The sequence below is a fragment of the Pseudoalteromonas lipolytica genome (genome assembly GCF_003515105.1).
GTDB lineage: Bacteria > Pseudomonadota > Gammaproteobacteria > Enterobacterales > Alteromonadaceae > Pseudoalteromonas > Pseudoalteromonas lipolytica.
The window spans coordinates 2,057,283-2,073,376 of the sequence record NZ_CP032090.1; the positions used below are offsets into that span (position 1 = coordinate 2,057,283).

The window sequence follows — 16,094 nt, forward strand, 5'->3', positions numbered from 1 at the left end:
GCTTTATCGCGCACAAAAAGCTGACATCTATGGCTAAAATGCTAAACTAGCCCCACCTTTGTTTGTTTAATACCTTCATGAAATTTAGACTTTTACCTGAATGGGCTGAGCAAGACGCTGTAATGCTCACTTGGCCGCACCAAGATACCGATTGGGCTGCAATTTTAACGGTTGTAGAACCCGTTTACGTCGCCCTATGTCAAGCAATTAGCCAACAACAAGATGTGGTGATTGTTGCTCATAACGACGCACTTAAAAACCACATAAGTGCCCTACTGGCCGACGCGGGTGTTGATGCACACCGTATTCACTTTGTCGTTACCCCGTGCAACGATACATGGGCTCGCGACCATGGACCGTTAACCTGTGCGAACCTTGATAACGCAGCTGATTTAAAAATCATGGATTTTATTTTTAATGGCTGGGGTAATAAATTCGAAAGCCAGCTTGATAACCATATTAATCAAGTGCTCGTCAAACAACTAGCAAACCCAAACACGGCTTATCAGCAAAGTGATTTAGTGCTTGAAGGTGGCGGCGTTGAAATTAATGAGCACGGTGTGCTGTTGACGACCAGTGAATGTTTGTTAAACCCGAATCGTAATCCATCGTTATCTAAAACAGACATCGAGCAAATCCTTAAAGAACAATTAGGTGCCGAATCGTTTTTATGGGTTGATCACGGCTATTTAGCGGGTGATGACACAGACAGCCACATTGATACGTTAGTGCGTTTTGCACCAAACAATACGCTTGTATACGTTAAGTGTGATGACGAAAATGATGAGCATTTTGCTGCATTAGACGCGATGGAAAAACAGTTACACACGTTTAAAACACACCAAGGTGAAGATTACAGGCTTATCGCTCTTCCTTGGCCTAAAGCGGTGTTTAACGATGACGGTGACAGATTACCCGCCACTTATGCCAATTATTTAATCATCAATAAAACAGTGCTTGTGCCAATTTACGGTGATGAACATGACTCACTGGCATTAGCTCAAATTGCAATGGCCTACCCAGAACACACCGTACTGGGTATTAACTGTTTACCAATTATCCATCAGTTTGGCAGTTTACACTGCATTACGATGCAATTACCGCGCGGCTTTTTAGCAGGAGCAAACAATGACTAAACCAACGCATTTAAAGGTTGCCCTTGTTCAGCAATCTAATTCTGATAACGCCCAAGAAAACATGGCAAAATCAATTGCAGGCATTCGTGATGCAGCAAGCCAAGGCGCTAAACTGGTTGTTCTTCAAGAACTACACCGCAGTTTATATTTCTGCCAAACAGAAGACGTTGATGTTTTCGATTTAGCAGAAACAATTCCAGGCCCAAGTACAGACACACTGGGTGCGCTGGCAAAAGAGTTAAATGTGGTGATCGTGTCATCATTATTCGAAAAGCGTGCCACAGGCCTTTACCATAACACCGCCGTTGTACTTGAAACAGACGGCAGCATTGCGGGTAAATACCGTAAAATGCACATTCCGGATGATCCGGGGTTTTACGAGAAGTTTTACTTCACACCGGGGGATTTAGGGTTTCAACCAATTCAAACCTCAGTGGGTAAACTCGGTGTGCTAGTATGTTGGGATCAATGGTTCCCTGAAGCCGCACGCTTAATGGCGATGGCGGGAGCTGAAATCTTAATTTACCCAACAGCCATCGGCTGGGATCCTCGTGATGATAAAGACGAGCAAACGCGTCAAAAAGACGCCTGGGTTATTTCACAGCGTGCGCATGCTGTTGCCAACGGTTTGCCCGTTATTAGCTGTAACCGCGTTGGTCATGAAAGTGATCCAAGTGCGCAAAGCGAGGGTATTCAGTTTTGGGGTAATTCGTTTATCGCAGGCCCTCAAGGTGAAATCCTTGCACACGCAAATAACAGCGACGAGCAGTTACTTGTTGTTGAACTTGACCAACAACGCAGCGAAAACATTCGCCGTATTTGGCCATACCTACGTGATCGTCGTATCGACCACTATCAGGATCTAACAAAAATTTATCGAGACTAAACACAGTTTAAAGGAGTAGTAAATGGCGTTTGCGCAATGGGCAGCATTGCCTTGGGTAAAATCTGAGAAAGATAAAATTCACTGGGGACAACTAACCGGCAGCGGGTTGAGTATCGCAATAGCCGAAGGTGTGAAACAACATAACGAACTTGTTGTGATTGTCACCCCAGATACACCAAGCGCCCTTCGCCTTGAAACTGAACTCGAATTTTTATTACCTGAAAACCCAGTCATGGTCTTCCCTGACTGGGAAACGTTACCTTATGATCATTTTTCACCGCATCAGGATATTATCTCTGCGCGTCTTGCCACTCTTAACACCTTAAAAAAAGAACAACAAAGCGTGTTAATTGTGCCCGTGTCGACCTTGATGCTACGCACTGCTCCCGCGTCATTTATCTATGGTTCAACCCTTAATTTTACGGTGGGTGACACGCTAGATACTCACACCCTACGTGATAACCTTGAGCAAGCAGGCTACTTACATGTTCAACAAGTGATGGAGCATGGTGAATATGCAATACGTGGCTCAATTGTTGACTTATACCCGATGGGGAGTCCTCACCCATTCAGATTAGACTTTTTTGACGATGAACTAGACAGCATCCGCTTGTTTGACGTAGAAAGCCAACGTTCTGATGAAAAAGTCGATAAAATAGAGCTCTTACCGGCCCATGAATTCCCGACAAACGATGCAGATATAGAACGGTTTAGAATTAATTATCGTGAACAATTTGGTGCCAGCTCCGAGCAAGATTCTATCTACATGCAGGTAACCAAAGGCACTTGGCCTGCGGGAATTGAATATTACATGCCGCTGTTTTTCGATCAACTAGCGACAATTTTCGATTACCTTCCTAACAATACCACTTTCATGCACTTTGGTGATATTGAGCATGCCGCTGAGCAGTTTTGGCATGATGTAAATGTACGCTATGAAAACCGCCGTGTAGACCCTCTTAGACCGCTTCTTGAGCCTATAAAACTTTATCAAAGTGTCAATGAACTGTTTGGTGAGTTTGCACACTTCGCGCGAATACGTTTATCACAGGCAAAGCTTGGTACGAAAGCAGGACACACAAATTTAGCCAGCAACGATTTACCCAACGTACGTATTGATCATAAATTGCATGAGCCGTATCAAGGCTTAATTGACTATGTTGCCAGTGAAAAAAAACAAAAAGGCCGTGTGCTACTGTCTGTAGAGTCTGACGGACGACGTGAATCGCTGCTGACACTGTTAAGACCAAGTGGTTTAAAGCTTAAAGAATTTAATTCATTCACCGACTTTACCCAAAGCACCAGTGATGTGGGTTTAATTGTCTCGCCCCTTGAACAAAGTGTGGTACTGGATGGTAAACCCCGTTTAACCATCATTACAGAGCAAGAGTTATTAGGTATTAAGGTGTCTCAGCGCAGACGCCGAAAACATAAATACGAAGCAAGCCAAGATGCATTAATTCGCAATCTGGCAGAACTGCGTCAAGGTCAACCAATAGTGCACCTAGATCACGGTGTGGGTCGTTATCAAGGTCTTGAAACCATTGATGCTGCAGGGGTGATTACCGAGTTTGTTACGATCACCTACGCAAACGAAGCCAAACTCTATGTGCCCGTTTCTGCACTTCATATGTTGAGCCGTTATTCAGGTGGAGAAGAAGCAAGTGCCCCACTTCATAAACTGGGTTCAGATGCATGGGAAAAAGCGAAAAAACGCGCCGCAGAAAAAGTACGCGATGTCGCTGCTGAGCTGTTAGATATTTACGCAAAACGCCAAGCTAAACCTGGCAATATGTTTAAGCTTGACGGCAGTGCTTATCGCCAATTTAGCGACAGCTTTCCATTTGAAGAAACAGACGACCAACGCAACGCCATCGAAGCTGTACTGGGCGATATGCAAAGTAAACAGGCTATGGACCGATTAGTGTGTGGTGATGTGGGTTTTGGTAAAACAGAAGTCGCCATGCGCGCTGCCTTTGTTGCCGTAAATGATAACAAGCAAGTCGCCGTGCTTGTCCCGACTACGTTACTTGCACAGCAACATTTTGAAAACTTTAAAGATCGCTTCGCTGATTTGCCAATAGAAGTCGGTGTTTTATCGCGTTTTAATTCGACAAAAGAGCAAAAAGAAACACTGGATAAAATGGCCGAAGGCAAGCTAGATATTGTCATAGGTACACACAAATTAATTCAGCAAGACATTAAATTTAAAGACTTAGGCTTATTAATCGTTGATGAAGAACATCGCTTTGGTGTTCGTCAAAAAGAAAAAATAAAAGCACTGCGCGCCGATGTCGACATTTTAACCCTCACCGCCACCCCGATTCCGCGTACACTGAATATGGCAATGAGCGGCATGCGCGACTTATCGATTATCGCCACACCACCGGCTAAACGATTGGCCGTTAAAACCTTTGTAAGACAACGTGATGCTGAGCTCATTCGCGAAGCTATTCTGCGTGAAATTAAGCGCGGCGGCCAAGTTTATTTCTTACACAATAATGTTGAAACTATCGACCGTGTTGCTGAAGAAATTACTGAGTGGGTACCAGAAGCAAGCGTTACCACTGCACACGGCCAAATGCGTGAACGCGAGCTTGAGCAAATCATGAGTGATTTTTATCACCAAAAATACAATGTAATTGTGTGTACAACAATCATTGAAACCGGCATTGATGTTCCGACTGCGAATACCATCATAATGGATAGAGCCGACAAGCTTGGCCTAGCTCAGCTGCATCAGCTTCGCGGCCGCGTTGGTCGAAGTCACCACCAAGCGTACGCGTATTTATTAACAGGCAATCCAAAGTCATTAACCAAAGATGCAGTAAAACGCCTTGAGGCCATCGAGTCTTTAGAAGATTTAGGCGCAGGCTTTGCGTTAGCGACGCATGATTTAGAAATTCGTGGCGCGGGTGAGCTACTCGGTGATGATCAATCAGGGCAAATGCAGAGCATCGGTTTTAGCCTTTATATGGAAATGCTTGAGCAAGCCGTTAACGCACTAAAAGAAGGCAAAGAGCCAACACTGGAGAACCTGCTAGGTCAACAGACTGAGGTTGATTTAAAACTGCCAGCCTTATTACCGGATGATTATATTCATGATGTAAATGCACGCTTAGGAATCTATAAACGCATCGCAAGCTGTGCTAATCTCAATGACATGGACGAGCTACAGGTCGAGTTAATAGACCGATTTGGTTTACTCCCAGATGCCACGAAAAACTTATTTAGTTTGCAACAACTGAAATTGCAAGCCAGCAATATTGGCATCAAAAAGATTGAAGCAAACCCGAAAGGCGGCTATTTTGAGTTTAGCCAGCATACAAAGGTTAACCCTAGCTTCATTATAGGTTTGATACAAAGTGCTCCGCATATATATAAAATGGACGGCGCAAATAAATTGCGTTTTGCGATCAGCGAGGCGAACCCTCGTGAACGCTTGAAAATGGTCACTGCAATGATTGCAGATTTCGAAAAAAAGGTTAGCCATTAATGTTGTTTAGAAATAGTTTTATTTTACTTTGTTGCTTATTTACAAGCTCATCGTTTGCAGCACGCTGGTTCGAAATAGAAGTGCTTATTTATAAACAACGTCCAGCGCCCTACTTACAAGAAGATTTCTCGTTAAAACATGATGAAATCAATGCAAAACGTTCGAAAGACTTATTATCACCTGTCTACAAAGCGCACGCTAAACAAGCTTGTATTAACGGTGATAGTCGTTTTCGTTCACAGTCATTTACTGATGAATTGATTAATTCAAACCCACATTCGAATGTCTGTGACGACAGCGTTGATTTTTTAGCAAGCTACAACGAATTACCAGTCTCTCCTCCTGTCGAACCACGTGAAGACACCGACGAAATTTATTTAATGGCGCCTGAGCAACTGCAATTTACTGAACAGAAAAACCAGCTTGATAGAAAAGGTTTAACACCGTTATTACACACCGGTTGGCGTTTTCCTGAAATGAGTGAATCACGCGCTCAAAGTATTCGGTTATTTGCAGGCAAACATTTAGCAGCAAGTTCACCTGCTATTGAACCAGATAACAATGACTTTATTAGCCTAGTAACTCCATCAGAGCAATATATTCCAGAGAGTTTGCAACAAACGCCTGATTGGGAATTAGATGGTTTAATGAAAATTTACGTTCGTCATTACCTTTTTATAAATGCTGATTTTGATATTAGTCAGCGTTTAGAAACCGGTGATTATGAAAAAGCCCGCTTTTCACAATTTAAGCGTGTGATCAGCAACGAAATACATTATTTCGATCATCCTCGTATGGGCATGATCGTGCAAATAAGACGCTACAACCATTAATGGAATCTATTATGAAAAAATACATGGCAATTGCTGCTGCCGCTGCAGTGTTAACATTAGCAGGCTGCTCTAAAGTAAACCTTGAGAACTATGAAAAAATAAAAATCGGTATGGATAAAGCAGAAGTTGAAGCTATCTTAGGTTCAGCTGATAAGTGCGAAGAGAAAACACTGCATACGAACTGTATCTGGGGTGATAATGATAAAAATATCGAAATCACTTTGGTTTCAGATAAAGTATCGCTTTATAGTAAAACAGGTTTAGACGCTAAATAATCCTGCAAGGGTGGCATATAGCCACCCTACTCACTCTTATCTAATTGGCTGTGGATCAGCTCTATATTAATAATTTTGCTGCGATTTAACGTAATTTTGTAGCGTTCATACCTAGTTTCGTGCTCATTTTCTGAAAAAACTAACACCAAATTTAATTGGTAACGCCTCTCAACTGCCTGCTTTGATATTTTATTACTGTCGAGATGATAGAGTTTTCCCTCACCACGTTTTAAGTAACGCGCAAACGGCGCTAAACTAAAGCTAACAGTTTGTTGCAACGTATCATACCCGGGCAAAAACTCTTTTGCATTGACGTGTGTTTCACTGGCAAAGTGTAACCATTGTGCTGCTTGTTTATTTTGATGGCGACGCTTAGAAAATATCTGACGCACTTTTTTTGGGATCCGCTTGAACGAGGTGTATTCGAGCCAGATGTACTGACTGGCGATCCTATCTTTTGTAATACTGTTCTTAAACTGAAAACGCCATTTCGGCCGGCCTCTCACAATGGCACGCCAAATAACACGGGTTATATCTTCTTTAAATATTTCACGCAGCCCGTAGATCACCCCTAAAATCAAAATTAATGTTGCTGTTACTTCAGTAAAGGTTGAGCGTGCATTAAGTACAACCAGCATCACAAAAGCCATTATAACGGCAGTGACAGTGCCTTTAACCATTCGCTTTAGATAACTATTAAGATGGCGTGTGGTGCGATTTAAGATAACGCCATGCTCAATTAAGCGTTGTAATAAACGCATTTTATTTGTAATGCGGTTTGCATCTTCAAGGGTTGATTGCGAATTATACTCTTGTTCTTCTCGGTAGCTGTTTTCTGCTTTACAGAAATCGAGCAACTCACCACGCTCTTTTGCAAAATCGCTACTGCGCGGCCCTTCGTCTAATAACTTTAAAAATGATTGTTCAACATGCCAGCTTAAATAGTTATCGGCATTTTTATAAAATGGCAGCAACTTTTCATCATCTGGGGTATAACGACGTAGTTTTTTAAGTAACCCTTCAGTTTGCTCACACAACTCCATCGCCGCAGGGTAAAACTCGTCAGCTTCGTTATGTTTTAGGGTGTCTTTAATATCTGCATTGAGTGCTAGACGAACCTGATAACAATATAAATTTAGGTTTTGCCTATAATCTTGTTGCTCACCTTTGTTTTTACTCACAAACCGACTTCGCACCAGTGGCAAGTGAATATTGTTCGCATTGTAAGCTAGGTGCGACTTAAAGTGGTTGTTGAAGTACGCTTCTTCACTGAGTGTTTGTGGGTTGACACTCATTTCATTTGGAATAGAAAAATACAGATCGAGACGCTGCTCTGCGCGGGGACTTAGCTCAGGTTCGATAATAAAAGATAGGTTTTCGTCTTGTTTAAGCAATATCACCTCGTTGTTTACTTTTACACTGTAAGTTTACGCCGAGATAGCTTTTCAGACAATAAAAAAGGCCCAGTAAAAACCGGGCCTTAATAATCATTTCAAACTAGATTAGAACTTAACGTTCACACCAGCGTGGAAACGACGACCTAGTACATCGTATGTGTACGGGTCAGTGTTAGAGTCATTGTTACCTGTGTAGTAAGGTGGCTCTTTATCGAACAAGTTATTAACACCTGCAGATAGAGTCACTGTATCAGATAGTAAGTATGAACCACTGATGTCATGATAAACAACTGATGGTGTTGTAGGTGCTAAACAGCTTGATGGATCACTTTTACATAGGTAGCTATCCATTCCTGCGATATAACGTGCCTTGTATGTTGCATCCCAGCTTTCGCCACGTGCTGATAATGTAAAGTTAGACTTGATATCAGCGTAGCCACCAGAACCAGAAGTGATAAGACCCGCGTAATCAGTCGTATCATCAAGTACTGTTACAACGTACTCGTCTAGGTAAGTAGTATCTAGACCCGCTTTCCAGTTAAGACCTGCAGCTTCAAAGCTGTAAGTTAGGTTTAAGTCGATACCAGAAGTCTTCTCAGAACCAATGTTTTGTAATTGGTTGTTGAATTTAACACGACCCGTGCTATCCATGCTGATATTCGCTGATTGACATAGCACTGTATTAGCATTGTCAGACGTTGCTAAACACTGATCAACAATGTATTGCTCATTAACTGACGCAATCGCATTCTCAATTTCAATTTTGTAGTAATCAAGTGTCATGCTGAAGCCTTCAAACCACTCTGGCTCGTACACGATACCAGCAGTGAACGTATCAGCTTCTTCTGGAGTAAGTAGAGAGTTACCACCAACAGTTACTTCAGCTTGGTCCTGAGCACCTGGGAAAGTGATCTGTTCAAACGATGGTGAGTTACCTGAGTAAAGCTCTGATACAGTTGGTGCACGGAACGCAGTTGACACAACGCTACGTAGCATTAATTCATCGTTTGCTTTCCATGTTAAACCTAGTTTCCATGTTTCATCTGAACCGAATGTGCTGTAATCAAACGCACGGATTGCTGCGCTTAGTTCAACATTTTGTGCAAATGGTGCATCAGCTAGTAGTGGTAATGCAAATTCAATATATGCTTCATTTACATCAAAACCGCCTGCTGTCGGCTCAACCATAGGGTCATTTGCAAGACCTTGTGCTGTTAGAGAGTCTGGTGTGTACCATGCTTTCTCTTGACGGCGCTCAACACCTGCAGCGAATGCAGCATAACCTGCTGGCATTTCAAACATTTCACCAGATACTGATGCTGCTAGGATGAATAATTGGCTACCACCATTGTTTACTTCTGTGTAAACATTTTTACGGAAATCTTCAGATACCCATGCTGCTTGGTCTAATGGGTTAAAAGTACCCGCAGTGATTTGATCTTGGATAGCACCCATATTGTGAAGGTTGCTTAGCTTATCTACAGAGTCGTTACGACCGAAGTTAGCAGATACATCCCATGAGTAGTCGCCTACAAAACCTTGTGCACCAACAACAGCACGAACTGTATCTACAGACTGTTCGAAGAAACGAGCACCGGTGTCAGACATACGACGACCGTAAGAGATCTTGTCGCCATATTTGTAGTTCATTTCTTGAGTCACGTAGCTGCCATCAGCATTTTTATCTAAGTAACCGTCACCATCTAGATCAACACGTTGATCATAGCTTTGGCTAAGAAGTGAATTACCCATGTTTTCAGTGTATTCAAAGTCAAACCATACTGGCTGTGGTGCCATTTGTTGCTCTGACCAACGCTTCGTGTAAGTGAACTCAGTGAATAGAGATGTATTATCTGATAATTCATAAGTTGCTAAACCAGTCAGGTTTAAACGCTCCATTGGCGTATAAAGGTAGCTTGCTGGTGAGTAGTTATATGCATCAGCATTGCCATAACGGTGATATTCACCACCACGGCCCGTTACACCGCTGTCGTCGATAAGAGATACTGGTGTATCTTCGCCTTTAGCATTAACCGTTAGACCTTTCTCACCGTTACCATTCCAGATGTGACCACCTTCGTTGTAAGATGAACCAGTACAGTAAAGACCATTGCTGCCTTCAGCTAGTGGACACTCAGAGAAGCTACGGTCAGCTTGAGATGCTTTACCACGGTCAGTGTACTGCATACCGATTACGATATTACCTTTATCGAATGATGTACCAACAGTGAAGTCAACTGAGTTTTCTGTTGCATCGCCTTCGCCAGTGATCGCAGTATTTGCGTTCATGTCTAGGCCTTCAAAATCATCTTTAAGAATGATGTTAACAACACCTGCTACCGCATCAGTACCATAAACAGCAGAAGCACCATCTTTAAGCACTTCAACTGATTTGATCATTGATACAGGAATTGTGTTTAAGTCAACAGTAGAAGCTGCACCAGTACCCGATGCAATCATACGGCGACCGTTAACAAGAACCAATGTACGGCTGCTACCTAGACCACGTAAATCGATACGTGCATTACCACCAGAACCATTGTTGATACCTGGGTTAGTCATCGCACCGCCAGTGGCAGTCATTTTTTGTAGTACGCTATCGATGCTTGTTGCACCCATCGCTTTAATATCGTCTGCGCCGATAATTGTTACTGGGCTTGCGTTTTCCATGTCAGAACGCTTAATGCGAGAACCCGTAACTTGAATTTTTTCAATAGACTCTGCTGCATTATCAGCAGCTAATACTTGCATGCTTGAGAACATTGGGATTGCTGAAACAACAGCTAAACCAAGAATTGATTTTTTCATGTGAAACCCTACTTGTTGGAAATTTACCTTTAGTTAGGTAGCGCTCGTTATTATTAGAATCACGAGTCAGCGGAGGGCAACTTAGGCGCAGTTAACTGAACGAAAACTGAATGTTAGATTAAATAATAAACACCCCGAAAATTACGTACCCATTTAAGGTAATAAGGTTTCACTATGTATCAATGTTAACAATAAAAAACCAATACAAAACAAATAGGTACAAAATGTTTAAAACAAAAAAAACACGATTGAAATCAATTACACACACTTTGTAATCAAGTGTAACTATGATGAATATTTGTCTTTAAATGAAAATTTTACAAGTTGATCACACAACGTTATAAAAACCGTAATAGGTCAATATGTCTGCTAACCATAGTTATTCACAAAAAATAACTAAATTGGCAAAGTTAGCTTTTAAACAAGGTATTAGAGGATGGTTTTTGTATTTTGTTCACACGGATTAAATTTCCATGCAAAAAAGCAGTGAGAGCGTGTTATTCTACATAAGTGGCAAACGTAAAAAGCTATTACCTATTATAAGGCAATGAGGAGGCTGTTAATGCTCAACCTTATTTACACAGCATGGCGAGAGTCAAAGTAATAAAAAACACTCTGTTGACGGTTTTGCGCATCGGTAAAAACGACTGTCATTTTCCAAGTCATCACAGGTTCGGAGCACACTCCTACCATCGTCTGGGCCGACCAATAACTGCCTTTTTGGGTAAACTGTAAAGGGATATACCCCATATACATCGTAACCCCTTCTAGTTTTGCCGAAACGTTATACGCATTTGAAGGTAATTTAAGGTTAATTGAAAAGGGAATTTCTGGGCTAATGACTGAATTGGGCAACCAAATTTCCACACCGTTCGCAAACTGACAATGTGTATTTTTTTCGCACGTTGCACTTGTCTGTGGCTCATCTATACTTTGCCTGTCACAAGCAACTATGAAAACACTCAAAAACAAAATGTAGATGGTTATTGTAGTTCGCACTCAACTTACCTGTATAAAATAAAAGCGGATACTAGTCCGCTCGTCTATGAAAAACAACTAGGCTAAGTAGAATAAGTTAATAAAAATACAATGACTGACAAAAAATAACCAACAAAGCGGGAAAATTTGATTGATGTCATAATTTTATGCAATTGACCTATCTTTTTAAGGTCAAAAATTTTATCATTTCCATCGCAAAATAAGGGTTTCTCGAGTTTGTTTTCTGAAGCTATCATCTACAGCTAGCTTTGGGTAACACGCTTGTGAAGTAATAGTAGGCCCCACTTATTACTAAGTGGGTAATTCATTTCTAAAACGCATTAATTGCAGCGGAAGCCAGAAAATGAGCCAAACAGTAGCATCACAAACTGAGTACAATTATAAAGTTGTACGCCAATTCGCTATTATGACAGTGATTTGGGGCATCGTTGGCATGAGTGTTGGGGTTCTGATTGCTGCCCAATTAGCTTGGCCAGCACTTAACTTTGATACACCATGGTTAACTTACTCTCGACTACGTCCGTTACATACGAACGCAGTAATTTTCGCATTTGGTACAAGTGCACTTTTTGCGACGTCTTATTACGTCGTACAACGTACGTGTCAAACGCGTCTTTTCTCAGATAAACTAGCGGCCTTTACCTTTTGGGGTTGGCAACTTGTTATCGTACTTGCCGCGATTACCTTACCGTTAGGTATCACGAGCTCAAAAGAATACGCAGAACTAGAATGGCCAATTGATATTCTTATCGCGGTAGTTTGGGTAACCTACGCCGTTGTATTCTTTGGTACGCTAATCAAACGTAAAGTATCGCACATTTATGTTGCAAACTGGTTCTATGCTGGTTTCATTATCACTGTTGCCGTATTACACATTGTAAACAGCATGGCAATTCCAGTGTCACTAACTAAATCATACTCTATTTATGCGGGTGCGGTAGATGCGATGGTTCAGTGGTGGTACGGTCATAACGCTGTTGGCTTCTTATTAACTGCTGGTTTCTTAGGTATGATGTACTACTTCGTACCAAAACAAGCAGGTCGCCCTGTATATTCTTACCGTCTATCGGTTGTTCACTTCTGGGCGCTTGTTTCTTTATACATCTGGGCAGGTCCTCACCACCTTCACTACACTGCGCTTCCAGACTGGACGCAAAGCTTAGGTATGGTTATGTCAGTTATCTTATTCGTCCCATCATGGGGTGGTATGATTAACGGTATCATGACGTTATCAGGTGCATGGCACAAACTTCGTACTGACCCAGTACTTCGCTTCTTAGTTGTTTCACTGTCTTTCTACGGTATGTCTACGTTTGAAGGTCCAATGATGGCTATTAAGTCTGTTAATGCACTTTCACATTACACAGACTGGACAGTAGGTCACGTTCACTCAGGTGCGCTAGGTTGGGTTGCGATGATTTCAATCGGTGCAATTTATCACTTAATCCCTGCACTATTCTCTCAGGGTCGTATGTACAGTGTTAAACTGGTTAATACACACTTCTGGTTACACACTGTAGGGGTTGTTCTATACATCGTAGCAATGTGGATTTCAGGTGTAATGCAAGGTCTTATGTGGCGTGCAGTAAACTCAGACGGTACGTTAATGTACAGCTTTGTACAATCACTAGAAGCATCGTATCCGTTCTACATCATGCGTTTCCTTGGCGGTGTATTCATCGTAACGGGCATGCTAATTATGGCTTACAACGTTTACCGTACAATTGCTGCGAAGAAAGATTCGCTTCAATTAGACGCTGACGCACAATTAGCATAACGGAGTAGGATGATGAGCAATAATAATTCACAAAACAAACATGAAATAGTCGAAAAAAATGTTGGCCTTATGGCTATCTTGACTGTCTTTGCGATCAGCTTCGGTGCACTTGTAGAAATTACACCGTTGATGTTCCAAGATGATACGACTAAGCCTGTTGATGGCCTGCGCCCTCTTACAGCTTTAGAAATGGAAGGTCGTGATATTTATGTACGTGAAGGTTGTTACAACTGTCACTCACAAATGATTCGCCCTTTCCGTGACGAGGTTGAGCGTTATGGTCACTACTCTGTTGCTGGTGAATCAGTATGGGATCACCCATTCCAATGGGGTTCTAAACGTACTGGTCCAGACCTAGCACGTGTTGGTGAGCGTTACTCAGACGATTGGCATCATGCGCATTTAATGGACCCACGTGCTGTGGTTCCAGAATCAAATATGCCAGCGTTTCCTTGGTTAGACGAAAACAGAGTCGATACGACCCATACTCTTAAAAAGCTTCAAATATTCCGTGATAGCTTCGGAATTGATAAAGCAAGCACCCGTTACGACGGTAAAGGTTATGGAAGCGATGAAGAGTTACAAGCTGACATTGCGAAAATTGAAGCCATGAACAATGGTGAAGGCGCAACTGAGATGCAAGCTCTAATTGCTTACTTACAACAGCTTGGCACACACTTGAAGTAATTATTATGGATTACGGAACATACAGAGGCATTTTAACTCTGGTAATTTTAGTACTGTTTATTGTGATTGTTGTATGGGCATATAGTAAGCGTAGCAAACGTCGTTTTGATGACGCAGCTAATGCCATATTTGAAGATGAAAAAAAACACAACAACACAATCTCTAACGAGGAAAAGGAGTCTGAGAAATGACTAGCTTTTGGAGTATATGGGTTATTGTATTAACCCTTGCGTGTCTTGCTATCATCTTCGGCCTACTTCTGTGGAACTTAAAAAACTACACAGGTGTTAAAGAAGGCGAAAGCTGTGGTCACGAATTTGATGGCATTGAAGAGCTGAATAACCCACTACCAAAATGGTGGACTTACATGTTCTTTGCAACATTCGTTTGGTCAGTTTATTACTTAGCGGCTTACCCGGGTTTAGGTAACTGGGAAGGTTTAGGTAAATGGACAAGTTCAAACCAAGGTATTACGTCTTTAGAAGAGTCTAAAAAGGCTACTGAAGAAGCGTTAGCCAATGGTGAGAATGTTCAGTTAGACCAAGAGTTTATTGCAGCAGATGAGCGTTTTGGCCCAATCTTTGAGTCGTTCGCGAAACAAGACATTGAATCACTTGTAAAAGATGAAAAAGCGCTTGAGATTGGTCAACGTTTATTCTCTCAAAACTGTGCTCAGTGCCATGGTTCAGATGCGCGTGGTGGTCAAGGCTTCCCTAACCTAACGGATAACGATTGGTTATACGGTGGTTCACCAGACAAAATTAAAGAAACGCTTCTTTACGGCCGTGTTGCAGCAATGCCACCTTGGGGTGATGCACTTGGCGAGCAAGGCATTAAAGAAATGACTGCTCACGTACTTAGCCTTTCGGGTCGTACAGTTAACCAAAAAGATGCTGAAGCTGGTGCAGCTAAATTTGCAATGTGTGCTGCGTGTCACGGTGCTGACGGCAAAGGTTCGGTTGCTCACAACTTACCGTTTGGTGCGCCTAACCTAACCGACAATATCTGGTTATACGGTGGTTCTAAACGTGCTGTTGAAGAAACACTGAGAAATGGTCGTGCAGGTGTGATGCCAGCATGGAAAGACATTCTTGGTGAAGACAAAGTACACCTTTTAACAGCGTACGTTTACAGTCTGTCACAAGAAAAATAACCGCGCGGTTAATAAAATGTATATACAATTAATCTTTTAATTCAATAGATTAATTAAGATCAAAAAAGCCTCCATCTGGAGGCTTTTTTTTAGTCTTTTGCTTTTAGATCCGATAAAATGCGTACAACGTTTTTTGAGGTAATAAATACTATGAATCCCACTCCTTGGTATAAAAATTTCTGGCCATGGTTTTTAATCTCTTTTCCACTTGCCGCTATCATCGGTTGTGCGGGTCTTATTTATATGGCAATAGGCAACGGACCTGACATGGTTGTTGATGATTATTATAAAAAAGGAAAAGCAATCAATTTAGAACTTAGTAAATTTAATAAAGCCAAAGCGCTTTATTTACATGGTGATTTAAACGTTGCTGATGACAAAGTCACGTTTGTTTTCACTAAAGGTGATGCCAGTAATGTTCATTCTTTAAAAATGTCATTTTATCATCGCACCATTAAAGCTAACGACTTTGATGTAAGCTTGATGAAAAACGCTCATGGTGACTTTACAGCCCTGCTCGATGCTCATGTTGATGGTGCGTATACCGTATTTATTGAACCTGTCGATAACAGTTGGAAACTAAAAGAAGATATTATTCTTCCAACAGCTAAAACAATTTCGATTAGCCCTGAATATAAGTAGTTAAC

General features: G+C 41.7%; 13 protein-coding genes. 10 read left to right on the top strand and 3 right to left on the bottom strand.

Annotated features, from left to right (window positions below; all coding sequences use genetic code 11):
* The first annotated feature begins 77 nt into the window (after window positions 1–77).
* Genes D0907_RS09375 through D0907_RS09395 form a run of 5 tightly spaced genes read left to right on the top strand, consistent with a single transcriptional unit; the run spans window position 78 to window position 6,626 of the window.
* Window positions 78–1,136 (top strand): agmatine deiminase family protein, encoded by a 1,059-nt coding sequence (locus D0907_RS09375; RefSeq protein ID WP_118844375.1) that lies wholly within the window; start codon window positions 78–80, stop codon window positions 1,134–1,136.
* Window positions 1,129–2,022, top strand: a complete 894-nt coding sequence (locus D0907_RS09380) for a carbon-nitrogen hydrolase (protein ID WP_118844376.1) — start codon at window positions 1,129–1,131, stop codon at window positions 2,020–2,022. Before D0907_RS09375 ends, D0907_RS09380 begins: the two co-directional genes overlap by 8 nt.
* Window positions 2,023–2,044: 22 nt before the next feature.
* Window positions 2,045–5,518 carry a transcription-repair coupling factor gene (gene mfd / locus D0907_RS09385; RefSeq protein ID WP_118844377.1) on the top strand — a complete coding sequence of 1,158 codons (3,474 nt, stop codon included), beginning with the start codon at window positions 2,045–2,047 and terminating at the stop codon, window positions 5,516–5,518.
* Window positions 5,518–6,351: a CsiV family protein gene (locus D0907_RS09390; protein WP_036967893.1), complete on the top strand. Its 834-nt coding sequence runs from the start codon at window positions 5,518–5,520 to the stop codon at window positions 6,349–6,351. The genes mfd and D0907_RS09390 overlap by 1 nt, the downstream gene beginning before the upstream one ends.
* Before the next feature lie 11 nt (window positions 6,352–6,362).
* The gene (locus D0907_RS09395; protein ID WP_036967891.1) at window positions 6,363–6,626 is read left to right on the top strand and encodes a lipoprotein; all 264 of its coding nucleotides are present in this window, start codon (window positions 6,363–6,365) and stop codon (window positions 6,624–6,626) included.
* 26 nt (window positions 6,627–6,652) lie between these two features.
* Here the strand turns inward: D0907_RS09395 and D0907_RS09400 are convergent, their stop codons facing one another.
* From D0907_RS09400 to D0907_RS09410, 3 genes are all read right to left on the bottom strand, one after another.
* Entirely contained in the window at window positions 6,653–8,020 is a 1,368-nt protein-coding gene (locus D0907_RS09400) for a hypothetical protein (RefSeq protein ID WP_036967889.1), read from the bottom strand.
* Window positions 8,021–8,128: 108 nt separating this feature from the next.
* Window positions 8,129–10,831, bottom strand: a complete 2,703-nt coding sequence (locus D0907_RS09405) for a TonB-dependent receptor (protein ID WP_075593483.1) — start codon at window positions 10,829–10,831, stop codon at window positions 8,129–8,131.
* 576 nt (window positions 10,832–11,407) lie between these two features.
* A complete protein-coding gene (locus tag D0907_RS09410; RefSeq protein WP_118844378.1) occupies window positions 11,408–11,830 on the bottom strand; it encodes a hypothetical protein in 423 nt (140 codons plus the stop codon).
* A 343-nt stretch (window positions 11,831–12,173) separates the two neighbouring features.
* On the opposite strand from D0907_RS09410, the gene ccoN reads away from it, so the two are divergent.
* The 5 genes from ccoN to D0907_RS09435 all read left to right on the top strand — a co-directional run bounded on the left by ccoN (window position 12,174) and on the right by D0907_RS09435 (window position 16,089).
* Window positions 12,174–13,607: a cytochrome-c oxidase, cbb3-type subunit I gene (gene ccoN / locus D0907_RS09415; RefSeq protein ID WP_036967883.1), complete on the top strand. Its 1,434-nt coding sequence runs from the start codon at window positions 12,174–12,176 to the stop codon at window positions 13,605–13,607.
* A 12-nt stretch (window positions 13,608–13,619) separates the two neighbouring features.
* A complete protein-coding gene (gene ccoO / locus D0907_RS09420; RefSeq protein WP_036967880.1) occupies window positions 13,620–14,294 on the top strand; it encodes a cytochrome-c oxidase, cbb3-type subunit II in 675 nt (224 codons plus the stop codon).
* Window positions 14,295–14,299: 5 nt separating this feature from the next.
* Window positions 14,300–14,485 carry a cbb3-type cytochrome oxidase subunit 3 gene (locus D0907_RS09425; RefSeq protein ID WP_010373992.1) on the top strand — a complete coding sequence of 62 codons (186 nt, stop codon included), beginning with the start codon at window positions 14,300–14,302 and terminating at the stop codon, window positions 14,483–14,485.
* A complete protein-coding gene (ccoP, locus tag D0907_RS09430) occupies window positions 14,482–15,447 on the top strand; it encodes a cytochrome-c oxidase, cbb3-type subunit III (RefSeq protein ID WP_036967877.1) in 966 nt (321 codons plus the stop codon). The genes D0907_RS09425 and ccoP overlap by 4 nt, the downstream gene beginning before the upstream one ends.
* A 150-nt stretch (window positions 15,448–15,597) precedes the next feature.
* Window positions 15,598–16,089: a FixH family protein gene (locus tag D0907_RS09435; RefSeq protein ID WP_036967874.1), complete on the top strand. Its 492-nt coding sequence runs from the start codon at window positions 15,598–15,600 to the stop codon at window positions 16,087–16,089.
* The last annotated feature ends 5 nt before the right edge of the window (window positions 16,090–16,094 follow it).